Source organism: Pseudomonas sp. GD04015, from assembly GCF_029837675.1.
GTDB classification, from domain to species: domain Bacteria; phylum Pseudomonadota; class Gammaproteobacteria; order Pseudomonadales; family Pseudomonadaceae; genus Aquipseudomonas; species Aquipseudomonas paralcaligenes.
The window spans coordinates 23898-45222 of the sequence record NZ_JAOEEE010000003.1 but is presented as its reverse complement, the minus strand read 5'-3'; the positions used below and the strand labels follow the sequence as shown (position 1 = coordinate 45222).

The following is a 21325-nucleotide window of genomic DNA, read 5'->3' as shown; positions in this document are numbered from 1 at the left end:
CGCGGCTCAGGCGCGCGGCTGCACGCTGACCCAGTAGCGGGTGAAGCGGTGCACGCGCACCGGCAGGGCGGCGGGCAGCAGGTCCAGGATTCGCTCGCTGTCGTCCAGCGGGTAGCTGCCCGACAGGCGCAGGTCGGCGATGGCCGGGTCGCAGCCCAGGTGGCCGTGGCGATAGCGGTTCAGCTCGGCGAGGAAGTCGGCCAGGCGCATGCCGCTGGCGACCAGCATGCCGCGGGTCCAGGCGCTGGCGTTGGGGTCGAGGCCGTCCGGCGCGGTGCTGGCGTGGCTGTCGAAGCGCAGGCGCTGGCCGCCGCCGAGGCGCTGGCTGGTGCCGTCCAGCGGGCGCACCAGCGCATTGCCTTCGTACAGGCTGAGCGCGCAGCTGGGGCCGTCCAGGCGCACGCCCAGGCTGCCGCGCTCGGCGAGCACCAGCCCCTGGGGCGTGGCGATGCGCAGGGGCGGCAGGTCGGCGCGATTGTGCACGAGGATCTCGCCGCGCCGCAGTTCGATCAGCCTTTGCCGCGCGTCGAAGCGGATGTTCACCGCGCTGTCGGTGTTGATGAGCAGTTGCGAGCCGTCGTCCAGCGCCAGGTCCAGGCGCTCGCCCACGGCGGTCCTGCGGTCGGCCAGATAGGGTTGCCAGGGCTGGCGCTGCAGGCCCCAGCCGGTGGCACCGAGCGCGCTCAGCACCAGCAGGGCTTTCAGGGCGGTGCGTCGCTGCGGTGAGGTCTGCGCCTCCAGCGCCTGGCGGCCGAGCCGTGGCGGCAGCGCGCTGAGGCGGTCGTTGAGCTGTTCGATGCGCTGCCAGGCTCGTTCGTGCTCGCCGGCGGCCGCGCGCCAGTCGCGCCACGCCTGGCGGCGCCGCTCGCTGGCGCCGGCCTGCAGTTCCACCAGCCATTGCACGGCCTGCTCGGCGACGGCCGGATCGATGGGGACCTGTTTCATCCGCTCAGGCCTCCGGCGCGAAATAGCACTGCAGCGCGGCCCTGGCCATGTAGCGCTTGACGCTGGAGAGGGAGATGCCGAGCTGCTCGGCCACCTCGGGGTAGGTCAGGCCGTCCAGCTGGACCAGCAGGAAGGTCCTGCGCGCCAGAGGCGGCAGACCGTCGAGCAGGCGATCCAGTTCGAGCAGGGTCTCCAGGATGATTGCCCGCGTCTCGGCCGAGGGAGCGGTTTCCTCGGGCAGGGCGGCGAGGCTTTCGAGGTAGGCGCGCTCGATGTCCTGGCGGCGGAAGTGGTTGGCCAGCACGCGCTTGGCGACGGTGGTGAGGAACGCCCGTGGCTCGCGCAGGCTGGGCAGCTCGCGCCCGGCGAGGACGCGCAGGAAGGTGTCCTGGGCCAGGTCGGCGGCGTTCTGCGGGCAATGCAGGCGACGGCGCAGCCAGCCATTGAGCCAGCCGTGATGATCGCTGTAGAGACTGTGCAGCGACTGCTGCGAGGCGGCTTCCCCGGTCGACACCCGCGTTTCCCCCGACTGCCCGAATACGAGAGCATATTAAATAATAATTATTCTTATCATATCGGTGGCGAGCGGGCGCGGCAATCGCGTGGCCGAGGAATGGCCATCGGGCGGGGAGAGGGCGTTTCGCGGGTGAGCGGTCGTCAGCGCTGGCTGCGCAGCAGGCCGGGCGCGGCGCCGAAGGCCTGGCGGAAGCGGTTGCTGAAGTGGCTGGCGCTGGCAAAGCCGCAGGCCAGGGCAATCTCGCCCAGGGGCAGGTCGCCGTGGCGCAGCAGCTCCCGCGCCCGCAGCAGGCGGCGCTGCAGCACGTAGCGGTGGGGCGGCAGGCCGAAGCTGTGACGGAACATGCGGGCGAAGTGATATTCCGAGAGGGACGCCATCCGGGCCAGTTCCTCCAGGCCCAGCGACTCGCCCAGGTGCTGTTCGATGTAGTCCGCCAGGCGCCTGCGCAGGTGAGGCGCCAGGCCACCTTTCAGGCGCAGGCCCTGGCGCCGCCCGACCTGGGTCAGCAGTACATGGCTGATCATCTCGTGGGCCAGCGTGCCGGCCAGCAGGCGCTCGCCCGGCTCGTTCCAGTCCAGGCCCACCAGCTGGTGAAACTGGCCGGCCAGGCGCGGGTCGTCGAGGAAGGTGATCTCGTTCAGCTGCAGCTCGCGCGGCTCGCGGTCCAGCAGGGCGACGGCGCTGGCGGCGAAGCGCTGCGGGCTGACGTAGAGGTGGGCGAGCTGGATGTCGCCGTTGATCACCCAGGACGACTCGTGGCCGGCCGGCAGCACGCACAGCTTGTCCGGCGAGCCCTTGTCGCCGGGGCGCTCGCGGCGGAAGGTGCCGGTGCCTCCGGCCAGGTAGCAGGACAGGGTGTGATGGCTCGGCCCCTGGTAGTCGCGGGCGTCGTGATGGTTGGTCCACTGCGCCGCCGCCAGGTCGTCGCCCAGCTCCGCGCCACGCAGCAGGCGCGCGTTGGGCGAGCTGCTGAGCGACTGGAAGACCAGGTTCTGTTCGAGGACGGCCATGGCGCGGGCATCGGGCGGTGGGGATGCCTGTCATCCTACTCCGCAGGGGCGCCGGCGCCAGCGGCGGGCGACAGATAAGCGCAATTTCGTGCAAGCGTGAACCCGCGGGCCGGCGTGAGACTGTGCGGGTCAAGGAGCCTGCCATGAACCTGTCGCTGTACCTGCTCACCGTTCTGATCTGGGGCACCACCTGGATCGCCCTCAAGCTGCAGCTGGGCGAGGTGGCCATCCCGCTGTCCATCGCCTACCGGTTCGCTCTGGCGGCCCTGGTGCTGTTCGCTATCCTCCTGCTCAGCCGTCGCCTGCAGCGGCTGGACCGGCGCGGCCAGCTGCTGTGCCTGGCCCAGGGGCTGTGCCTGTTCTGCCTCAACTTCATGTGCTTCTACACCGCCAGCCAGTGGATACCCAGCGGCCTGGTGGCGGTGATCTTCTCCACCTCGACCCTGTGGAACGCGCTCAACGCCCGCGTCTTCATGGGCCGCCGCATCGCCGCCAACGTGCTGGTCGGCGGCGCGCTGGGGCTGTTCGGCCTGGGCCTGCTGTTCTGGCCGGAACTCGCCGGCCACGAGGCGAGCCGCGAGACCCTGATCGGGCTGGGCCTGGCCCTGCTCGGCACCCTGTGCTTCTCCGCGGGCAACATGCTGTCGAGCCTGCAGCAGCAGGCCGGGGTCCGGCCGCTGACCACCAACGCCTGGGGCATGCTGTACGGCGCGCTGCTGCTGCTCGGCTACTGCCTGGCGAGCGGTGTGCCCTTCGCCTTCGAGGTGAATACCCGCTACATCGGCTCGCTGCTGTACCTGGCGATTCCCGGCTCGGTGATCGGCTTCACCGCCTATCTGACCCTGGTCGGGCGCATGGGCCCGGAGCGCGCGGCCTACTGCACCGTGCTGTTCCCGGTGGTGGCGCTGAACATCTCGGTGTTCGTCGAAGGCTACCAGTGGACCCTGCCCGCGCTGCTCGGGCTCGGCCTGGTGATGGTCGGCAACGTGCTGGTGTTCCGACAGCCGAAGCCGGTGGCGCCGGCTGCCCAGCCAGGGCGGGCCTAGATGGACGGGGGCTTGGATAGGTGGATGGTCACGCCGCGTGGAAAAAACCGCTGCATTTCCTACCTTAATGGATATTCAGTGGAGCGGACTGCCTCTCTGGAGCACTCGTTACCGTCAGGCCAGCCGAAGCCTGCGTTGCGGATGATCGGGGCCGTCGCTCGCCTTCACCTGAATCGGCTGTAGCCGAAGGGCTGAAGAATTGGCTTTCATCAAGGAGGAGAAGCCATGGGCGGGGAGGCATACGATGAACTGGTTTCGCTCATCTATGAATGCGTGCTGGACGAAAGTGCCTGGCTGACGCTGCTGGGTCGATTGGCAACGGCTACGGGGCGGCGCGAGGGTACCTTGCTGTTCTGGGATCAGAACAGTGGACAGGCCCCCAGGCTCATCACCTTGTGCAGTCAGGAGTCGCAACGCGAATACGATAGCCTGTACGTCAAGGATCCCACTGCGTACTTCATGGCGAGGCGCCAGGTAGGGAGCTGGTATCACGATGTCGAGGAATATGGTCTGCCCAGGATGGCTCGTGATCCTTTCTATCAGGAGTTCATGCGTAGCCACGGTCAGAAATCCATGTCCTGCATCAAGTTGTACGAGCAGGGCAGCGTGGGGGCCTATCTGACATTGCTGACCGCGCTGGACGCACGTGCCCCGGATGAGTCGCATCAACGGATACTCCAGCACCTTTCCGTGCATTTGCGGCAGGCAGCCCGGATGTCGGAATGTATACGGCGGTTGGAGCTCGATGTTGCCCAGCACCAGTTGCTATTGGAGCAGAGTACGACGCCGCAGTGGCTGGTGAATGCGGAAGGTACAGTGGCGTTCTGTAACGCCGCTGCGGAGCGGTGCATGGGGCGGGTCGCTTTCCCGCTGCGCCTGCTTCGGGGGCGCCTCGTCGCGGATGGAGTGCCTGCTCTGGCCGCCATGTTCCGTATTGCCTGCGGTAAGTCCGGGCCTTCCCGAGCGTCCTGGCTGCGCTTGCCCAGGACGAGTGCGGAGCTGCTGATCACGCCAGTCAAGTCCGAAGGACGTTGCGACGTGGCGCTCCAAAGCCCTCTGGTTCTGGTGGCGCTGCTGGAGAGCCGGACCCGGGTAGAGCTATTGGCCGAACTGTTCCAGCTGACACCTGCCGAGAGCCGCTTGGCCGGCCTCATCGCCCAGGGGCTCAGTCCCGAGGACTGTGCTGCTCGTCTCGGGGTCTCCATCAACACCGTGCGCAGTCAGTTACGGTCCTTGTTCCGCAAGACCGACACGGAGCGGCAGGTAGAGCTGGCGGGGCTGCTGGTTCGTCTGGGGTGAGTTCCTGAGTTCGCCCTGAGCATGAGCCTGTTGCTTGTGTCGGCGCGTGCGTGTGCAGAACCTCAAACTGATCGTCCATATGGGTTCTTCGCATCATCCAGATGAATGATGCGGGTATGGCATCGTGCTACTACCCTTCAGGCTACCTGTCGCCAAGGAGAGCAACGATCATGTGGAGAACATACGGTTGTCTGGGGCTGTCGGTTGCCTTGCTGGGATGTGCAAGTTCGGCCGAGCAGATGCGCGCCGAGCCTGTTTGGGTGTTTCAGAAGGGGGAGCACGTAAAGTCCAGCCCTCCCGGTGCCGGCCCCGGCATCAACCTGATCTGTCATACGGAGGCTGATCGGCGAGGTAGTCTCGGTAAAGTGTGGGCCTGGCTGTCAGCGGCTGACAGTAACGCGGAGGAAAGTAACTGCCTGTATGTCAACGTCGAGTTGAAGAACCTTCTGCAATATGCCGCCGTCGATGTCCGCTCAGGCGGAGCTCACGATCCGGACAAGGAGTCTGCCAGAAAAGTCATCCATACCCTGCTGTCCGTTTCCGACTACAACTGCCAGAACTTCCTCAACCGGGCACTGGCGTTACGCAGCTCCTCCGAGTTCAGTGCCGGGCTGGTCGGCAACATCAGCAGCGGGCTGAGCGCTGCGACCGCTGCCGGCGATCCTGGTGTTTCCTCCGCGCTCAGTGTCTCCTCGATCCTGCTCAACGCAGGTTCCGACCAGTTCAACAAGACCTATTACCTGAACAAGACCTTTGACCTGTTCGGCAAGGCCATCGAAACGTCACGTAAGGAACGGCGCAAGGAGATTGTCGCCCGCCTGGAGCCTGTCGTGCCCGCGCCCTCGTCCACGACGGTGACGAACACGGGGCAGGCGAAGCCGACAGTTCCTTCTGGGCCCTACATCTTCATGGAGGCGCTGGCCGACGTTCAGGAGTACAGCGGGCTCTGCTCGTTCAGAAAGGGGCTCGAGGAAACGGCGGCGCGAGTGGCGGGGGCGGCGAAGGACCCTCAAGAGCCCAAGTGACAGGAGCAAACCAGGCAGGGAGCAGGATGCATGAAAAGACTCTTTATCTGTTGCGACGGCACTTGGAACAGCCCGCGTAACGTGAAGGATGGCGTTTCGGTCACCACCAATGTCCACCGCTTCCATTGCGCACTGGCCGAGAGAGACGGCGAAGGTAACGAACAACGCAGCTACTACCATCCCGGTGTCGGCACCGAGGGCGGCAAAGTGCGCAGGGCTATCGATGGCGCAACCGGAACAGGGTTGTCCAAACATATCAAGAGCGCCTACATGTGGCTGGTGCAGAATTTCGAGAAGGGTGATCCGATCTACCTGCTCGGGTTCAGTCGGGGCGCCTATACCGTGCGCAGCTTGGGTGGGATGGTCGGCCGCTACGGAATTCTGCCGGCCGGCAGCAGTTGGGATGAGGTCGATGCGCTCTACGATGAGTATCGGCGAAGCGTCCAGGACGAAACCGAAGCGGAAAGCGTCCCGCTCGATGAATGCTCCAGGGGCATTCATTTCATCGGTGTATGGGATACGGTGGGGTCATTGGGTATTCCCCTGCGCCTGCACAACCTGCCAGGGCCGTTGGGGCGGCTGACCGCGAGGCGCAACAGCTTCCATGACACCAGGCTGTCGGACAGGGTGAAGAATGCCTTTCATGCGGTGGCGATAGACGAGCAACGCGAGGATTTTCAGCCGACCCTGTGGAGCAATGCAGCCGTAGAGGGTCAGCGGATCGAACAGGTCTATTTTTCCGGTGTGCATGCCGATGTGGGTGGTGGCTACAAGGAGCGGGAGCTGGCCGATATCCCCCTGGATTGGATGCTCGATAAAGCTTCCGAATGTGGCGCTGCATTCAGGCCGGATATGCGCAAACAGGCCAAGCCATCGTCGAACAACTATCAGGGCAACCTGCACGATTCCCATGTCGGAGTGTTCGGGATGGGGCATTGCCTGCCCCGCTCGCTCCCGCATCTTGCGTCGGCAAGTCAGGTTAAAAGCATCCACGAGTCGGTACGCAAGCGCATCAAGCAGCCGCCAATCGGCCAGGCGCCCTATTGGCCAAGCCAGGTGCTAGATACCGGGGAGAAGAGCGGCCCGATCAGAGTGTTCGCCCAGGATCGCTGGAGCTATTCCGGCCTTTATCTGGAGCCCGGCGAATATCGGTTCTCGGCCACGGGCGAATGGATCGATTTGAACTACAAGTCAGGGCCCGCCGGTAGCAACGATGGCCTGCTGCGGAGAGCCGGCGCGCTGCTCAAACGCCTGAGCGGTTACAAGTGGCTGGAATTGATCGGATGTGTCGCCAACATGGAGGATGACTCCGGCATAACCTACCAAGAGCTTTTCAGGCATGGGCGCGAGAAGCCGAGACATCAGGATTTTCCTGCCTGGCAAGGCAGCAAGACGATCAGAGTCGAGCGACCTGGTTATCTGTACTTCTTCGCCAACGATGCCTGGAGGATGTACTGGAACAACTCAGGCAGCGTGCAGGTAGTCGTTACCTGTGTGCGACTGGGCTCGTAGAGATGGGGCCATAGGCTGGTTCGTCGGGGGGGGACTTTAATCCGGCCAGTGCCACGGCGGCTCGTCGAGCATGCCCTGGCCCTGGATGACGGTCTGGCCCAGGTCCTTGTCGAGAACGATGGCGTTGCACTCGGGGTGCTGTTCCAGCGCGGCGATCAGCCGGCTGGCGTGGGACACCACCCACACCTGGGTGTGCCGCGAGGCCTCGATGATCAGCCGGCCCAGCGCCGGCAGCAGGTCCGGGTGCAGGCTGGTCTCGGGCTCGTTGAGCACCATCAGCGACGGTGGTCTGGGGGTGAGCAGGGCGGCGATCAGCAACAGGTAGCGCAGGGTGCCGTCGGACAGTTCGGCGGCGGACAGCGGGCGCAGCAGTCCTTCCTGATGGAAGGCCAGGGTGAAGTGGCCGCCGGTCTGGAAGTCGACGCGCAGGTCCGACCCCGGGAAGGCGTCCTGCACCGCGTGGTCCAGGGCCTCCCGGTCGCCGATCTCGCGGATGGTCTGCAGGGCCGCCGCCAGGTCCCGGCCGTCGTGGTGCAGCACCAGCGTGCGGGTGCCCAGTTGCGGCTGGCGCGCCGGCGCCCCGGCGTCGGTGCGGAAGTGGTCGTAGAAGCGCCAGCGGCGGATGTGTTCGCGCAGCTGGAAGACCTCGGGGCAGCCCGGGTCGTTGCCGATCTGGTCGAACAGGCTGTCGTAGTTCGGCAGGTGCTGGGCCAGCACCTGCCAGGCGCGGCCCTCGCGCTGGCGCACCATGGCGCCTTCGCGGTCCACCAGCAGGGAGGCCGGGCGATAGCAGGGGCCGGCCCAGATGCACTCGCGCTTGATCTCGGGGTCCAGCGCGAAGGCGCTGGGGGTGAGGCGGTCCTCGCCCGACCTGGACTCCGGCAGGCCGAAGCTGACGGCGTAGCCGAAGTCCTCGCCGGCGAAGCCCAGGCGCAGGCGCACCGATTCGCGCCGGGGGCCGCCCTGGATGGGAATCTCGCCGCTGCGCATGCGCCGGCTGATCTTCTCCGGGCCGGCCCACAGGGTCGAGTCCAGTCCGCCCTCCCGGGCCAGGGCGTTGACCACGCCGCCCCGCGCCGTCTCGGCCAGCAGGCGCAGGGCCTTGTACAGGTTGGACTTGCCGCTGCCATTGGCGCCGGTGATCAGGTTGAGCCGGCCGAGCGGCATCACCAGGTTGTTGATGGAGCGGTAGTTGCCGACGGCGAGGGTGTGCAGCATGGGGGAGTCGTCCTGACGGGGGCCTGCCTATGCTAGCGCGACCCGCGCCTCGATGCGCAGCGGTCCCAGGGACTCGGCGGCGGCATAGCTGACCAGTTGCAGTTCGCGCACCGGCAGGGCGAGCGGCGGGCAGTCGCCCAGGGCCGCGGCGCGCCGGCGCCATTCGGCCGTGCTGGCGGCCATGCGATACAGGCCCACGGTCAGGTGCGGCACGTAGGGCGCCTGGCGCACCTCGGTCGCGAGTCGCCCCAATGCCTGGCGAAGATGATCCAGCCTCGCGTCTTCCCCGACCGCCAGGAAGGCCGCGCTGGCGAAGCTGTCCAGGCCGCCGATGCTCAGCTCGAAGGGTGCCATCCGCAGCGTTTCGAGGGCGTCGTGCTGGGCGTCGAGCCGCGTCGTCGCGATGTCGTCGTCATGCTCTGGCTCGGCGCAGGGAAAGCCGCACACGAACAGGGTGATATGGGCCTGGCGCAGGCCCGGCGGATGCAGCCAGTCGCCGAGCAGCGCCCGCGCGGCGTCGAGCCGGGCCAGGACCCGCGGGCACTCCACCGGGATCGACCAGAGCCAGTAGCGCTCGCGGCCCCGGTGCCATTCGGGATGGTCGCGCAGCTCGCAGGGCAGCGTGGCATCGGGCGCGTGGCGCGGGTCGAGCAGGCGCATGGGCTCAGCCGGCCCGCCGCCCCAGGTGCAGGATCAGCGCGAGGGCAGCCGGGTAGCAGAGGTAGTGGAAGAAGAACAGCAACTGGCCCATGTGCCCCGGCTCGTCCTTCAGCCACATCAGGCCGAAGATGACCAGGTAGATCAGGCCGAGTACAGCCGCGTACAGCGCGACCAGGGCCCAGCGCTCGCGGATGTCCGGCCGGTGCCGCTCCAGGCGGACGAAGCACCAACGCAGGGCGAAGGCCACCAGCACGGCGGCCAGCACGGTCGCGGGCAGGCCGCCGATCTTCAGGCCCGCGCGCAGCAGCACGTTGAGCAGGAACGCCGCCGCCACGGCGCCCAGCACGTACTGGTAGAGCGGGAAGCGGCGTTGCTCAGAGCTGGACATCGAGGCCGAAGCGCTTGCTCAGCACGCGGTCGAGCAGCCGGCGCGGCAGCAGGCGCACCATTAGCGGTAGGCTGCGGCTACCGTTGCCGATGCGCAGCAGGGCGGGGCGCTCGGGCTTGCGCACCGCGTCCAGCAGGATGGCGGCGAACTCGCTGGCCGGGGTCGGCTTGTCCTGGGAGGCGTTGGCGCGGGCGAGGATGCCTTCGCGCACCGGCCACCAGGGCGACTGCTCGTTGACCAGCTGTTCGGCGCTGTGGCTGGCGTTGGCGCCGAAGCTGGACTGGATGGCCCCGGGCTGGACTTCCATCACCTGGATGCCGAACGGCGCCAGTTCCAGGCGCAGGGCGCCGGAAAGCGCATGCACGGCGGCCTTGGACGCGCAGTAGGCGCCGGCGAACGGCGTGATCAGCACGCTGGAGATGCTGCCGATGTTGACCACCAGGCCGCGGCTGGCGCGCAGCAGCGGGAAGCAGGCGCGGGTCAGTTCCACCAGGCTGAACACGTTGGTCTCGAACTGCTGGCGCATGCCCTTGGCGCCGCCGTCGAGCAGCGGCCCCATGGCGCCGTAGCCGGCGTTGTTGATCAGGATGTCGAGGCGGCCCGCTTCCGCCTGCAGGCGGTCGGCGGCGCGCTGCACGGCCTCGGCATCGTTGACGTCCAACTCCACCGCCACGAAGCCGGCGGTTTCCAGGGCGGCCAGGTCCTGGGGTTTGCGGGCGCAGGCCCAGACCTCGTGGCCGGCGGCCTTGAAGGCATCCGCCAGGGCGCGGCCGATGCCGCTGGAACAACCGGTGATCAGAACGACTGGACGACTCATGGGTTCTCCTTGTGCGCCGCTCGATGGGCTGCCCCGCATCCTACACGCGCCGGGCGCCTTGGCGATTGTCCCGGCAGGCCAAGTTGCGCGGCGGTCAGTCCTGCGGATGGTCGCGCAGGAACACCAGGCTGTCCGGCCCGGACTGCTCGGCGCTGTAGCGGTAACCCTGGTAGTCGAAATCCTTGAGCCGCTCGGGATCGCAGATGCGCTCCTTGATCACGTAGCGAGCCATCAGGCCACGGGCCTTCTTGGCGTAGAAGCTGATGATCTTGTACTGGCCGTTCTTCAGGTCCTTGAACTCGGTGTCGATGACCCGCGCCTTCAGCGCCTTGCGCTTGACCGCGCCGAAGTACTCGTTGGAGGCCAGGTTGAGCAGCACGTCGTCGCCCTGTTCGGCCAGCGCCTCGTCGAGCCAGCCGCTGATGCGCTCGCCCCAGAAGTCGTAGAGGTTGTTGCCGCGGGCGTTGGCCAGCTTGGTGCCCATCTCCAGGCGGTACGGCTGCATCAGGTCCAGCGGGCGCAGCACGCCGTACAGGCCGGAGAGCATGCGCAGGTGCGCCTGGGCGAAGTCGAAGTCGGCCTCGCTGAAGTCCTCGGCGTTCAGGCCGGTGTATACGTCGCCCTTGAAGGCCAGCAGCGCCTGCTTGGCGTTGTCCGGGGTGAAGTCCGGGTGCCAGCTGCCGTAGCGCGCCACGTTGAGTGCGGCCAGCTTGTCGGACAGGTGCATCAGTTCGCCGATCTGCGCGGGGCTCATCTCGCGCAGCTGGCCGATCAGCTCCTGGGCGTGGTCGAGGAACTGCGGCTGGGTGAAGCGCGCGGTGGCGGGCGGGGTGTCGTAGTCCAGGGTTTTGGCGGGGGAAATCACCAGCAGCATCGAATCGTCTCCGGAAAGCGTGGCGCGATTCTAGGCGGATGGCTCCCCCGGCTCCAGCTATCGGTGCCGAGGGATTTGCCTATCGAACCTGTTTACGATCTTTTAAGCCGCACGTTTTTACTGAAACCTTATTTGCCAATCCGTCACCCCGGCGCAGGCCGGGGTCCAGAAAACCGACAGGCGACTCGGTGCGACCGGCCTACGCCGGTATGACGGGTTTTGTAGCCCCACGCTTTGGGAAAAACCGAGCGGCAGGCCAGGTTCGGAAGGATCGTGAACAGGTTCTCAGTCGCGGGCCGGCAGCATGGCGCGCAGCACGCCGTCGCGGCGCACATGGTGGTGCCACAGCGCCATGCCGGCGTGGCCGAGGATCAGCAGGAACAGCAGGTACTGGGCGGTGACGTGGAAGGTCTTGGCCGCGCCGCGTACCGCGTCGGACAGCGGCAGCGGGCCGATCTCCACCAGCCAGAACAGGTTCACCGGGCGCTTGCCGAACAGCAGGCCGGTCAGCGGCATGAGCAGCAGCAGGAGGTAGAGCGTGGCGTGGCCGGCCTTGGCGGCAAAGCGCTGCAGCGGCGGCTCGCTGGCCAGCAGCTCCGGCGCGCCGGAGCGGGCGCGCACTACCAGGCGCAGCACAGTGAGTACCAGCACCAGCAGGCCGAGGGACTTGTGCAGGGTGAACACGCCGGCACCGCCGCCGAGCAGCGGCTCGAACAGGGGGCTGCCGTAGGGCAGCGCGATGATCAGCAGCACCAGCACGGCGCTGAGCCAGTGCAGAGTGATCTGGGCCGGGGTATAGCGTGGGGTCATGTCGATTTCCTCATCATCGGTTTGCGGCGCACGGTGCAGGCGGGATGTGTCGTTATGGTTATCCGCGACACTTTACCGGCTCGCTGGCGCCGGCCGGCAAGGGCGTTTTTTCAAGATGTGTGAGGTAGCACGGGCGCGGGCGGAGCAGAGAACGGTGGAGGGCCAGGGCTGGCGGTGCGTTGCGGGGAGGAAGCGAAGCGGTGGCGGGTGAGGCAGGACTTCCGACTGTAACGGCGGGTCCGCCCTGCGCCAAGCGCTATTCGTCGAGCAGTTAAAAAAGCGTTTCGATGAAGAAAAAGTTCTTTTTTCTGTAATCCGGATTGGGGTATTAAAAAAGCAGACCGCCGAACCCTGCAGCACAGGTGGCGGGCCTCGGCCATCACCTTTGCTGAGTCATCCCGTTCCGTTCGGGAGGTGGGCGGTCCTCCGCGGCGCAGCGCTGTAGAGGCTTCGCCGTCCAGGCCCCTCGATAAGGTGACCGAGTATGGATGATCACGGACGCACCCGCTCCACCCAGCCCACCCTCTACGTCCTCGACACCAACGTCCTGATCCACGATCCCAACGCGCTGCTGAATTTCCAGGAACACCACGTCGCCATCCCCATGACCGTGCTGGAGGAGCTGGACAAGCTCAAGACCGGCAAGCACACGGTCGCCGCCGAATGCCGCCAGGCCATTCGCCTGATCGACCAGACCCTGGGCGAGGCCAGCCCCGAGGAAGTGGAGCAGGGCGTACCGATCCGCCGTGGCAAGAACGAGCCCAAGGGCACCCTGTCGATTCTCATGAGCAAGCGCGCGGAGCCGATCACCTGGCTGCCCGAGCACCTCAACGACAACAAGATCATCAATCAGCTGGTGGAGCTGCAGAGCCGGCGCAGCGGCTCGCCCGTGGTGCTGGTGACCAAGGACATCAACATGCGCCTGAAGGCGCGCGCCTGCGGCATCTCCGCCGAGGACTACCACACCGACCAGCTGGTGGACGACGTCAACCTGCTTTCGCGTGGCTACCACAACCTCTCCGGCTCCTTCTGGGACCGCGTGAGCAAGGTCGAGACGCGCCAGGGCCATGGCCGCACCTGGCACGAGGTGCAGCTCACCGACAACCTGCCGGCGGTGCATATCAACGAGTTCATCGTCGATGAGCAGGGCTTCGTCGGTTGGGTCAAGGGCATCGACGGCCGCAGCCTGACCATCCTCGACCTGCACCAGGAGCCTCTGCTGCACCAAGAGGCCTGGGGGTTGCGCCCGCGTGACCTGTACCAGGCGCTGGCGCTGTACGCGCTGCTCGACCCGGACATCCACCTGGTCAACCTGTCCGGAGCGGCCGGTTCCGGCAAGACCATCCTGGCGCTGGCCGCGGCTATCGAGCAGACCATGGTCAGCAAGCGCTACCGGCGCATCATCGCCACCCGCAGCGTGCAGGGGCTGGACGAGGACATCGGCTTCCTGCCCGGCACCGAGGCGGAGAAGATGGAGCCCTGGCTGGGCGCCATCACCGACAACCTGGAAGCGCTGCACATGGACGACGAGAGCACCCATGGCAGCGTCGACTACATCCTGCAGAAGGTGCCGCTGCAGTTCAAATCACTCAACTACATCCGCGGGCGCAGCTTCCAGCAGAGCCTGATCCTGATCGACGAGTGCCAGAACCTCACCCCGCACCAGATGAAGACCATCATCACCCGTGCCGGCAGCGGCTCGAAGGTGATCTGCCTGGGCAACCTGGCGCAGATCGACACGCCCTACCTGTCGGCCACCAGCTCTGGCCTGACCTACCTCACCGAGCGCTTCAAGAACTTCCCCCATGGCGTGCACGTGACGCTGCAGGGCGTGCCGCGCTCGGTGCTGGCCGAGTACGCCGAAGCCAACATGTAGCCGCAGGTGAGCCGCGAGCGGCAAGGGACGACTTGCAGCTTGCGGCTCGCGGCCGGACACTGGAGTCCTTCGCCATGACGCAGGACTTCTCCATGCTGACCCATCTCGATTTCCAAGGCCGCGCCAACATGGTGGACGTCACCGACAAGGCGGTGACCGCCCGCGAGGCGCTGGCTGAGGCCCGCGTACGCATGCTGCCTGCCACCCTGGCGATGATCGCCGACGGCAGCCATCCCAAGGGCGATGTGTTCGCCGTCGCGCGCATCGCCGGCATCCAGGCGGCGAAGCGGACCCATGAGCTGATCCCTCTGTGCCACCCGCTGCTGCTGACCAGCATCAAGGTCGAACTGGAGGCCGAGGGCATCGACTGCGTGCGCATCCAGGCGCGCTGCAAGCTGGCCGGGCAGACCGGGGTGGAGATGGAAGCGCTGACTGCCGCCAGCATCGCTGCGCTGACCCTCTACGACATGTGCAAGGCGGTGGACCGCGGCATCGTCATCGAGGCCGTGCGCCTGCTGGAGAAGTCCGGCGGCAAGAGTGGCGACTATCCCCGGGACTACCACGAGGTGGGGACCCTGGCATGATCCGTGTGCAGTACTTCGCCCGCTACCGTGAGGTGCTGGGCATCGACGGCGAGCAGTTGCAGCGTGCCGCCCTGGGCAGCCTTGCGCAGCTGCGCGAGCACCTGCTCAGCCGTGGCGGCGCGTGGCAGGTGCTGGGCGAGCAGAACCTGATGTGCGCGCGCAACCAGGAGCTGTGCAGCCTGGATACCGAACTGGCCGACGGCGACGAGGTGGCCTTCTTCCCCACGGTCACGGGAGGCTAGGGTGGGCGTCCGGGTACAGGTCGAGCCCTTCGATCCGGGTGTCGAACTCAATGCGTTGCACGCCGCCCACCTGGGCATCGGCGCGGTGGTCACCTTCGTCGGCCACGTGCGCGACTACAACGACGGCCAGGACGTGCGCGGCATGTTCCTCGAACACTACCCGGGCATGACCGAGAAGGCCCTGGACGGTATCGTCGCCGAGGCCGAGGGGCGCTGGCCGCTGCTGCGGGTGGAGGTGCTGCACCGGGTCGGCCGGCTGGAGCCGGGCGAGCCCATCGTCTTCGTCGGCACCGCCAGCGCCCATCGCCAGGCGGCGTTCGATGCCTGCGCCTTCATCATGGATTATCTGAAGACCCGCGCGCCGTTCTGGAAGAAGGAAGACACGCCGGAGGGCGAGCGCTGGGTGGAAGGGCGCGCCAGCGACCAGACGGCCGCCGAGCGCTGGAAATAGCGCCCACTCACCAGCGCCTCCAGAAGCCGGCGCCACCGGGCGCCGGCGCGACGCCTCACCAGCGGTAGCTGAGCGTGGCCAGCAGGGTACGGCCCTGGCCGTAGTAGCACTGCAGGGCGTTCTGGCAGAAGCCCACGTAGCGCTTGTCCAGCAGGTTGTTGGCGCTCAGGCGCAGCTCGGCGCCGTCCAGTTCGCTGGCGGCCTGGCCGAGGTCGTAGTGCAGGGTGGCGTCGAACAGGGTGCGGCCGGGCATCTCCAGGGTGTTGGCGGCATCGCCGTAGACCTTGCTCATGTAGCGCGCGCCGAAGCCGGCCCCGGCGCCCCGCAGCGGACCCTCGTCCAGGCGGTAGTCGAGCCACAGGGAAGCCTGGTGCGCCGGCACCTGGGGTATCTCGTTGCCTTCGAGACTGCTGCCGCCTGCCGCAGCGTTGGCGCGGGTCACCTCGGACTCCATGTAGGCGTAGGAGGCCAGCAGGTCCAGGCGCCGCTGCAGTCTGGCCTTGGCCTCCAGCTCCAGGCCGCGCACGCGGCTCTCGCCGGTCTGCACGCTGAAGCCGACGTGGGTCGGGTCCGGGTCGGGGGTGGTGACGTTCTCCTGGGTCAACTGGAAGGCCGAGAGGGTGACGAAGCTCTCGCCGCCCGGCGGCTGGTACTTCAGGCCCACCTCGTACTGCTCGCCGGTCATCGGCTTGAACGGCTGGCCGGAGAAGTCGGTGCCGTCGAGCGGCTCGAACGAGGTGGAATAGCTGGCGTAGGGCGCCAGGCCATTATCGAACAGGTAGGCGAGGCCGATGCGGCCGGTCGGCTTGTCCTCGCGCTGGCTGGCCTTGGTGCGCGCGGCCAGGCCGGTCTCGGTGCGGGTGGAGACCCAGTCCTGGCGGGCGCCGAGGGTGAGCACCCAGCGCTCCAGACGGATCTGGTCCTGCAGGTAGAGGCCGGTCTGCTCGCGGTGCTGGTCGTAGTCGATGCGCGGTATCAGGGTGGGCACCGCCTGGCCGTAGCGTGGCGCGTAGACATCCAGCGGCGTCGAGTAGGGCGCCGAGGCGAAGCGGTAGGCGTCGGTCAGGTCCAGATAGTCGAGGCCGATCAGCACCGTGTGGCCGACGCGGCCGGTGGCGAAGTCGGCCTGGACGGTGGTGTCGACCGTCAGGCTGCGCGCCTCGCCTTCGCCATGGGTGGCGACCCGGCTCAGCTGGCGGCCGTCCGCGCTCAGCAGGTAGCCCGGGCTGACGAAGGTGTCGACCTCTACGTGGTTGGACTGCAGGGTCTGGCGCAGGGACCAGACGTCGTCGATGCGGTGTTCGAACAGATAGCCGAGAGAGGACTGGGTGCGCTCGTAGCCGTCGAAGTGCGGCTCGCCCAGGTAGCGGTCGCGCGGCAGCCGGCCGTTCGGCCCGGAATGCAGGCTGGCGCCGGCCGGCAACGGTACGTAGTCGGAGAGGGTGTCGTCCTCCTGGTAATGACTGAGGAGGGTCAGCCGGGTGTCTTCATTCGGCTGCCAGGTCAGGGCGGGGGCGACGAAGGTGCGCTTGTCGTAGCCGTGGTCGACGTCGCCGCCGGTGTCCCGGACCAGGCCGGTGAGGCGGTAGGCGAGGGTGCCGCCCTCGTCCAGCGGGCCGCTCAGGTCCAGGCCGCCCTGGGCCCGGTCGTTGCTGCCGGTCTGCAGCTGTACCTCGCGCAGCGGTTCGAAGGTCGGCTGCTTGCTGACCAGGTTGGCGAGCCCGCCCGGCGTGCTCTGGCCGTAGAGCACCGAGGCCGGACCCTTGATCGTCTCGATCCGCTCCAGGCCGTAGGGCTCGATGCGCAGCATCGCCGCGCTGTAGGCGCCGTAGGGCAGGCGCGAGCCGTTGAGGTTGTAGCGCAGGTAGTAGCCGCGGCTCTGCAGGACGTCGTTGCGGCTGTCGCTGTCGCCGAACGAGGCGACCACGCCGGGGGTGTAGCGCACCGCCTCGACGATGTTCTGCGCGCCTTGGGCCTGGACCTGGTCGCGGGTCACCACGTTGATGGTCTGCGGGATCTCGATCAGCGCGCTGTCGGTCTTGCTGCCGCTGGCACTGCGGGTGGCCACGTAGCCGTCGACCGGGCCGAATGCGGATTCCCGGGTGGTGCCGCTGATGTGCACCTCGCCCAGGGTCATGGCCTCGCCGGAGAGCGCCTCCAGGGTCAGGGTGCCGTCGCCGGTCACCCGCAGGGCCAGGCCGCTGCCACGCAGGGCTTCGCGCAGGGCCTGCTCGGCGCTCATCCGGCCGCGGATCGCCGGGGCCTCCAGGCCGCTGGTCAGCGCCGGGGAGTAGACGATCGGGCGGCCGCTCTGGCGAGCGATGCTGTCGAGGGTCCGCGCCAGCGGCGCGGCCGGCAGGTCGAAGTCCTGGACGGCCTGGCTGAGGTCGGCGGGCGAGGCGGCCTGGGCGGCGGCCGGAAGGCCGAACAGCAGTGCCAGGCACAGCGGGGCGAAGGGGAACGCGGGGCGATGGGACATGTGGGCTCCATGGGTCGTGTCGGTCCGCTTCGTCGAGCGGTTGTCAGGACCTATGTGCGACGAGTGCGCAAAAGCGATACAGGAGACGCGAAATTTTTTCAGCGGGTTCAGCCACGCAGCTCGATGCGGGTCCACCAGCCCAGGTAGTGGTCGATGCGCAGCGGCATGGCCTGCTCCAGCGCCGCCAGGGCGCGGTCGCTGTCGTCCAGCGGGAACAGGCCGGAGACCCGCAGGCCGGCGGCTTCGGGCGTCACCCGCAGCACGCCGTGGCGATAGGGGCGCAGTGCGTCGATCACCTCGGCCAGGCTCCAGTCGTCGACGCTCAGCCAGCCGCCGGCCCAACTGCTCTCGCCGCTGCGGTTGGTGGGCAGCGGCTCGATCCGCGTGGCGTCGAAGCGCGCGCCCTGGCCGCCCTGGAGGGTCAGGTGCGCACCGTCGCCGGTCTCGATTCGTGCGCTGGTGTCGAGTGCCCAGGCATGCACCCGGTCGTCGTGCAGGGCGACCATGAAGCGGCCGCTCGTGGCGCTGACGCTGCCGCACGGGGTATGCACGCGGAACGGACGGGCATCCGGGTGGACGCCGACGATCAGCTTGCCGCTGCGCAGGGTGAGGTTGCGCGCCATGGCGTCGAAAGCCAGGTCGACGGCGCTGCAGGCGTCCAGTTGCAGCTGACTGCCATCGGCCAGGACGCTGTTCAGGCGTTCGCCGGTGCCGCTGCGCAGGTCGGCGCCCAGTTCCAGCGGCATGCCGGGTCGGCTGAGCAGGTGAGCGCCGATGCCGATGCCGGCCAGGGCCAGGGCGCCGCGCAGGAGGGCGCGGCGGCCGCTGGAAACCTGCAGGGCGCGCCGGACCGCGGGGCTGCCGTCGGCCAGCGAACCGAGAGCGATGCCGAGATGGTTCTGCACGGCGGCCCAGGCCTGGGCGTGGCTCGGGTCGGCCGCCAGCCAGGCGTCGAAGGCGCGTCGTTCGTGCGCCTCGACCTGGCCGGAGCGCAGGCAGGCAGTCCATTCGATGGCCTGTTCGATGGCCCGGCTCATGACGTCAGCAGCTCCTGGCAGCAGAGCTTCAGGCCCTTGGCCACGTACTGGCGCACGCGGATGGTGGAGACGCCGAGCAGGGCGGCGATGTCGGCGTACTTCATGCCGTCCAGCTGGCTGTAGAAGAAGGCGGCGCGGGCCCTGGGCGACAGGCCGTCGAGCAGGGCGTCGACGGCCAGCAGGGTCTCCATCGCCAGTGCGCGTTCCTCCGGCGACGGCTCCAGTGCCTCCGGTTGCAGGGCCAGGGCCTCTAGGTAGGCGCGCTCCAGGTCGCGGCGGCGCCAGCTGGCGTAGATCAGCCGCTTGGCGATGGTGGTGAGCAACGCGCGCGGTTCACGAATGGCCTGCGGGTCGGGGAGGGCGACGACCTGGACGAAGGTTTCCGCCGCCATGTCCGCCGCGTCGTGGCGGCAGCCCAGGCGTGCCTGCAGGCGGCCGAGCAGCCAGCCATGGTGGTCGCCGAACAGGCGGTGCAGCACCTGCTGGCGGAGCGCGGGCGCGGCGCAGGGGGAGGAGGTCATGCGGATGCTCTCACTTTAAGTGAGAAACATTATCTTTCAGCGCATGGCTTCCGACAATCCCGACGCGCCGGAAGGCGGTTCAGCCCGGCACCTGCAGCGCCAGGTACAGGCGGAAGGCGATCGGGGCGAGGGTCACCACGATGCCGGCGCTCATCAGGCGCACGCCCCATTCGTGTTCGCGGTAGTTGAAGCCGAACCCCAGCAGCAGGAAGCCGACGATCAGCAGCGCCAGCATGATGTGGTATTGGTCCATGTGCACGTCCTCCCCGTTATTTGCTTCAGGTTAGCCGCTGGGCGGGTGCCGGGAACTGATCCAGGGCAAGGCGAGGGGAGATCGCGGGGCGGCGGGTGCCGCCCCGGAGCGTCATCAGAAGTGGCCTTTCAGCAACAGGCTGATCGCGCTCTGGTCGGTGCCGCCGAGGATTTCGTCGCCCAGGTAACTGTCATCGTCGATGCCGTACTTGTCGCTCCAGTAGTCGTACTCGACGCCGACATAGAAGCGCTTGCCCCAGCCCATGGCCTTGGCCAGGTCGTACTTGACCTGCGGGTTGAAGTGCAGGTTGGCGTGGTAGCTGTCGTCGTTGTCCACGACCCAGTCCATGAAGCCGTCGATCACCAGATCGGAGTTACCGACGGGGATGGTGTAGCTCCAGGCCGGGGTGATCTGCCAGACGCCGCTGCCGTCGCGCTTGCCATCGGGTTCGCGGTAGTAGGTGTTGAGCTGGAAGAAGTCGAAGCCGGGGATGTCCAGGTCGACGGCCGGGCCGAGCAGGTAGGCGTCGACGTCGTCCTCGCCGAACTCGTAGGTGGCGGCCAGCAGCACGTCCTTGATCGGGCCGAAGGAGAGGTCGGCGCCGCTGATCTTGCCGAGCGACAGGCGCGGGCTGATCTCGCCATAGAAGGTATGGCCGTCGCCGGCGCCGTTGGTGGCCTCGGTGTTGTACTTGATGCCGTCCACGAAGATGAACAGGTCGCCGAAGCTCCAGCCGCTGGCGTGCTCGAAGGTCACGGTCTGCTGCCGGGGCGGATCGATCCTGAAGTCGATGCCGTTGAGGTAGGTCAGGCTGTTGTCCTGCCATTGCAGCAGGTCGGCGGCCAGTGCCTGACTGCTGGCCAGCAGGGTGGCGGCCAGCGTCAGGCCGCGTGCGAAACGATACATCCGGAACTCCGATTCGTCGGTGGGTGGGCAAAAAAGCGCGCTACTTTACCAGCCTTGCCGAGCGACTGTGGTGTGCCGGACGGATGGCGAAACCATCGACCGGGGGAGGTTTCCTAATGCTGGGAATTATTCCTACTAAAATACTAGGACTTTATCCCCGAGGGCCGATGGCGTACACTGGCCCGACGTTTTGCGAGGAGTTGCCATGAGCGCCATCACCATTACCGACGCCGCCCACGATTACCTGGCCGAGCTGCTGACGAAGCAGAGCACCACCGGCATCGGCATCCGCGTCTTCATCACCCAGCCCGGCACGCCCTACGCGGAAACCTGCATCGCCTACTGCAAGCCGGGCGAGCAGAAACCGGAAGACACCGCCCTGGCGCTGAAGGAGTTCACCGCCTGGATCGACGCCGTCAGCGAGCCCTTCCTGGAAGACGCCGTGGTCGACTACGCCACCGACCGCATGGGCGGCCAGCTGACCATCAAGGCGCCGAATGCCAAGGTGCCGATGGTCAACGAGGACAGCCCGGTCACAGAGCGGATCAACTACTACCTACAGATTGAGATCAACCCGGGCCTGGCCAGCCACGGCGGCCAGGTGAGCCTGGTCGATGTGGTCGAGGAAGGCATCGCCGTGCTGCGTTTCGGCGGTGGCTGCCAGGGCTGCGGCCAGGCCGACTACACGCTGAAGGAAGGCATCGAGAAGACGCTGATGGAGCGTATCCCTGAACTCAAGGGCGTGCGCGACGTGACCGACCACAGCAACCGCGAGAATGCGTACTACTGATTGCTCGGCTATGTATGAAAAGGCGCCCCAGGGCGCCTTTTTTATTGGTGATGTAACGCGCTAGG

At 67.2% G+C, this 21325-nt stretch carries 23 protein-coding genes; 9 read left to right on the top strand and 14 right to left on the bottom strand.

Annotation, left to right across the window (positions count from 1 at the left end; translation table 11 throughout):
• Nucleotides 1-6: 6 nt before the first annotated feature.
• The 3 genes from N7640_RS03150 to N7640_RS03140 all read right to left on the bottom strand — a co-directional run bounded on the left by N7640_RS03150 (nt 7) and on the right by N7640_RS03140 (nt 2472).
• On the bottom strand, nt 7-945 hold the full coding sequence (locus tag N7640_RS03150) for a FecR family protein (RefSeq protein ID WP_279904286.1): 939 nt from the start codon (nt 943-945) through the stop codon (nt 7-9).
• Nucleotides 946-949: 4 nt separating this feature from the next.
• Entirely contained in the window at nt 950-1459 is a 510-nt protein-coding gene (locus N7640_RS03145; RefSeq protein WP_279904287.1) for a sigma-70 family RNA polymerase sigma factor, read from the bottom strand.
• 143 nt (nt 1460-1602) lie between these two features.
• Nucleotides 1603-2472, bottom strand: coding sequence for an AraC family transcriptional regulator (locus tag N7640_RS03140; RefSeq protein ID WP_279904288.1), 870 nt, complete (start codon nt 2470-2472; stop codon nt 1603-1605).
• A 143-nt stretch (nt 2473-2615) separates the two neighbouring features.
• On the opposite strand from N7640_RS03140, the gene N7640_RS03135 reads away from it, so the two are divergent.
• The 4 genes from N7640_RS03135 to N7640_RS03120 all read left to right on the top strand — a co-directional run bounded on the left by N7640_RS03135 (nt 2616) and on the right by N7640_RS03120 (nt 7354).
• The gene (locus N7640_RS03135; RefSeq protein WP_279904289.1) at nt 2616-3518 is read left to right on the top strand and encodes a DMT family transporter; all 903 of its coding nucleotides are present in this window, start codon (nt 2616-2618) and stop codon (nt 3516-3518) included.
• 225 nt (nt 3519-3743) lie between these two features.
• On the top strand, nt 3744-4817 hold the full coding sequence (locus N7640_RS03130) for a helix-turn-helix transcriptional regulator (RefSeq protein WP_279904290.1): 1074 nt from the start codon (nt 3744-3746) through the stop codon (nt 4815-4817).
• 170 nt (nt 4818-4987) lie between these two features.
• Nucleotides 4988-5842, top strand: coding sequence for a hypothetical protein (locus tag N7640_RS03125; protein WP_279904291.1), 855 nt, complete (start codon nt 4988-4990; stop codon nt 5840-5842).
• A 30-nt stretch (nt 5843-5872) separates the two neighbouring features.
• Nucleotides 5873-7354 (top strand): DUF2235 domain-containing protein, encoded by a 1482-nt coding sequence (locus N7640_RS03120; RefSeq protein WP_279904292.1) that lies wholly within the window; start codon nt 5873-5875, stop codon nt 7352-7354.
• 36 nt (nt 7355-7390) lie between these two features.
• Here the strand turns inward: N7640_RS03120 and N7640_RS03115 are convergent, their stop codons facing one another.
• From N7640_RS03115 to N7640_RS03090, 6 genes are all read right to left on the bottom strand, one after another.
• Entirely contained in the window at nt 7391-8572 is a 1182-nt protein-coding gene (locus N7640_RS03115) for an AAA family ATPase (protein WP_279904294.1), read from the bottom strand.
• A gap of 27 nt (nt 8573-8599) precedes the next feature.
• Complete coding sequence (locus tag N7640_RS03110) at nt 8600-9232, bottom strand: 2'-5' RNA ligase family protein (RefSeq protein WP_279904296.1); 633 nt, start codon at nt 9230-9232, stop codon at nt 8600-8602.
• Between the two features lie 4 nt (nt 9233-9236).
• A complete protein-coding gene (locus tag N7640_RS03105; RefSeq protein WP_279904297.1) occupies nt 9237-9620 on the bottom strand; it encodes a hypothetical protein in 384 nt (127 codons plus the stop codon).
• Nucleotides 9607-10437, bottom strand: a complete 831-nt coding sequence (locus N7640_RS03100) for an SDR family oxidoreductase (RefSeq protein WP_279904298.1) — start codon at nt 10435-10437, stop codon at nt 9607-9609. The genes N7640_RS03105 and N7640_RS03100 overlap by 14 nt, the downstream gene beginning before the upstream one ends.
• A gap of 94 nt (nt 10438-10531) precedes the next feature.
• Nucleotides 10532-11311, bottom strand: a complete 780-nt coding sequence (gene yaaA / locus N7640_RS03095) for a peroxide stress protein YaaA (protein ID WP_279904299.1) — start codon at nt 11309-11311, stop codon at nt 10532-10534.
• A gap of 285 nt (nt 11312-11596) precedes the next feature.
• The gene (locus N7640_RS03090) at nt 11597-12121 is read right to left on the bottom strand and encodes a cytochrome b/b6 domain-containing protein (RefSeq protein ID WP_279904300.1); all 525 of its coding nucleotides are present in this window, start codon (nt 12119-12121) and stop codon (nt 11597-11599) included.
• A 484-nt stretch (nt 12122-12605) separates the two neighbouring features.
• Between N7640_RS03090 and N7640_RS03085 the strand changes: the two genes are divergently transcribed.
• From N7640_RS03085 to moaE, 4 genes are all read left to right on the top strand, one after another.
• Nucleotides 12606-13997: a PhoH family protein gene (locus tag N7640_RS03085; protein WP_220814765.1), complete on the top strand. Its 1392-nt coding sequence runs from the start codon at nt 12606-12608 to the stop codon at nt 13995-13997.
• Between the two features lie 92 nt (nt 13998-14089).
• Nucleotides 14090-14581 (top strand): cyclic pyranopterin monophosphate synthase MoaC, encoded by a 492-nt coding sequence (gene moaC / locus N7640_RS03080; RefSeq protein ID WP_279904428.1) that lies wholly within the window; start codon nt 14090-14092, stop codon nt 14579-14581.
• The gene (locus N7640_RS03075) at nt 14578-14823 is read left to right on the top strand and encodes a MoaD/ThiS family protein (protein ID WP_279904301.1); all 246 of its coding nucleotides are present in this window, start codon (nt 14578-14580) and stop codon (nt 14821-14823) included. The genes moaC and N7640_RS03075 overlap by 4 nt, the downstream gene beginning before the upstream one ends.
• Before the next feature lies 1 nt (nt 14824).
• Nucleotides 14825-15274: a molybdopterin synthase catalytic subunit MoaE gene (gene moaE, locus N7640_RS03070; RefSeq protein WP_279904302.1), complete on the top strand. Its 450-nt coding sequence runs from the start codon at nt 14825-14827 to the stop codon at nt 15272-15274.
• Nucleotides 15275-15329: 55 nt separating this feature from the next.
• On the opposite strand, the gene N7640_RS03065 is transcribed toward moaE, so the two are convergent.
• The 5 genes from N7640_RS03065 to N7640_RS03045 form a co-directional block, all read right to left on the bottom strand.
• Nucleotides 15330-17753, bottom strand: coding sequence for a TonB-dependent siderophore receptor (locus tag N7640_RS03065; protein ID WP_279904303.1), 2424 nt, complete (start codon nt 17751-17753; stop codon nt 15330-15332).
• A gap of 107 nt (nt 17754-17860) precedes the next feature.
• Nucleotides 17861-18790, bottom strand: coding sequence for a FecR domain-containing protein (locus N7640_RS03060; RefSeq protein ID WP_279904304.1), 930 nt, complete (start codon nt 18788-18790; stop codon nt 17861-17863).
• Complete coding sequence (locus tag N7640_RS03055; protein ID WP_279904305.1) at nt 18787-19311, bottom strand: sigma-70 family RNA polymerase sigma factor; 525 nt, start codon at nt 19309-19311, stop codon at nt 18787-18789. The genes N7640_RS03060 and N7640_RS03055 overlap by 4 nt, the downstream gene beginning before the upstream one ends.
• Before the next feature lie 79 nt (nt 19312-19390).
• Nucleotides 19391-19564 (bottom strand): hypothetical protein, encoded by a 174-nt coding sequence (locus N7640_RS03050; RefSeq protein WP_220814772.1) that lies wholly within the window; start codon nt 19562-19564, stop codon nt 19391-19393.
• A 114-nt stretch (nt 19565-19678) separates the two neighbouring features.
• Nucleotides 19679-20470 carry an outer membrane protein OmpK gene (locus N7640_RS03045; RefSeq protein ID WP_279904306.1) on the bottom strand — a complete coding sequence of 264 codons (792 nt, stop codon included), beginning with the start codon at nt 20468-20470 and terminating at the stop codon, nt 19679-19681.
• A gap of 205 nt (nt 20471-20675) precedes the next feature.
• On the opposite strand from N7640_RS03045, the gene nfuA reads away from it, so the two are divergent.
• A complete protein-coding gene (gene nfuA / locus N7640_RS03040; protein ID WP_279904307.1) occupies nt 20676-21260 on the top strand; it encodes a Fe-S biogenesis protein NfuA in 585 nt (194 codons plus the stop codon).
• Nucleotides 21261-21325 lie beyond the last annotated feature (65 nt).

Bases quoted from the DNA above. Each gene is read 5' to 3' on its own strand.
- N7640_RS03065 (WP_279904303.1), bottom strand. From the start codon at position 17,753: ATGTCCCATCGCCCCGCGTTCCCCTTCGCCCCGCTGTGCCTGGCACTG.
- N7640_RS03090 (WP_279904300.1), bottom strand. From the start codon at position 12,121: ATGACCCCACGCTATACCCCGGCCCAGATCACTCTGCACTGGCTCAGC.
- N7640_RS03130 (WP_279904290.1), top strand. From the start codon at position 3,744: ATGGGCGGGGAGGCATACGATGAACTGGTTTCGCTCATCTATGAATGC.
- N7640_RS03045 (WP_279904306.1), bottom strand. From the start codon at position 20,470: ATGTATCGTTTCGCACGCGGCCTGACGCTGGCCGCCACCCTGCTGGCC.
- N7640_RS03050 (WP_220814772.1), bottom strand. From the start codon at position 19,564: ATGGACCAATACCACATCATGCTGGCGCTGCTGATCGTCGGCTTCCTG.
- N7640_RS03055 (WP_279904305.1), bottom strand. From the start codon at position 19,311: ATGACCTCCTCCCCCTGCGCCGCGCCCGCGCTCCGCCAGCAGGTGCTG.
- N7640_RS03140 (WP_279904288.1), bottom strand. From the start codon at position 2,472: ATGGCCGTCCTCGAACAGAACCTGGTCTTCCAGTCGCTCAGCAGCTCG.
- yaaA (WP_279904299.1), bottom strand. From the start codon at position 11,311: ATGCTGCTGGTGATTTCCCCCGCCAAAACCCTGGACTACGACACCCCG.
- N7640_RS03120 (WP_279904292.1), top strand. From the start codon at position 5,873: ATGAAAAGACTCTTTATCTGTTGCGACGGCACTTGGAACAGCCCGCGT.
- moaC (WP_279904428.1), top strand. From the start codon at position 14,090: ATGCTGACCCATCTCGATTTCCAAGGCCGCGCCAACATGGTGGACGTC.
- N7640_RS03115 (WP_279904294.1), bottom strand. From the start codon at position 8,572: ATGCTGCACACCCTCGCCGTCGGCAACTACCGCTCCATCAACAACCTG.
- N7640_RS03135 (WP_279904289.1), top strand. From the start codon at position 2,616: ATGAACCTGTCGCTGTACCTGCTCACCGTTCTGATCTGGGGCACCACC.
- N7640_RS03060 (WP_279904304.1), bottom strand. From the start codon at position 18,790: ATGAGCCGGGCCATCGAACAGGCCATCGAATGGACTGCCTGCCTGCGC.
- N7640_RS03085 (WP_220814765.1), top strand. From the start codon at position 12,606: ATGGATGATCACGGACGCACCCGCTCCACCCAGCCCACCCTCTACGTC.
- N7640_RS03110 (WP_279904296.1), bottom strand. From the start codon at position 9,232: ATGCGCCTGCTCGACCCGCGCCACGCGCCCGATGCCACGCTGCCCTGC.
- N7640_RS03125 (WP_279904291.1), top strand. From the start codon at position 4,988: ATGTGGAGAACATACGGTTGTCTGGGGCTGTCGGTTGCCTTGCTGGGA.
- N7640_RS03150 (WP_279904286.1), bottom strand. From the start codon at position 945: ATGAAACAGGTCCCCATCGATCCGGCCGTCGCCGAGCAGGCCGTGCAA.
- N7640_RS03075 (WP_279904301.1), top strand. From the start codon at position 14,578: ATGATCCGTGTGCAGTACTTCGCCCGCTACCGTGAGGTGCTGGGCATC.
- nfuA (WP_279904307.1), top strand. From the start codon at position 20,676: ATGAGCGCCATCACCATTACCGACGCCGCCCACGATTACCTGGCCGAG.
- N7640_RS03105 (WP_279904297.1), bottom strand. From the start codon at position 9,620: ATGTCCAGCTCTGAGCAACGCCGCTTCCCGCTCTACCAGTACGTGCTG.
- N7640_RS03100 (WP_279904298.1), bottom strand. From the start codon at position 10,437: ATGAGTCGTCCAGTCGTTCTGATCACCGGTTGTTCCAGCGGCATCGGC.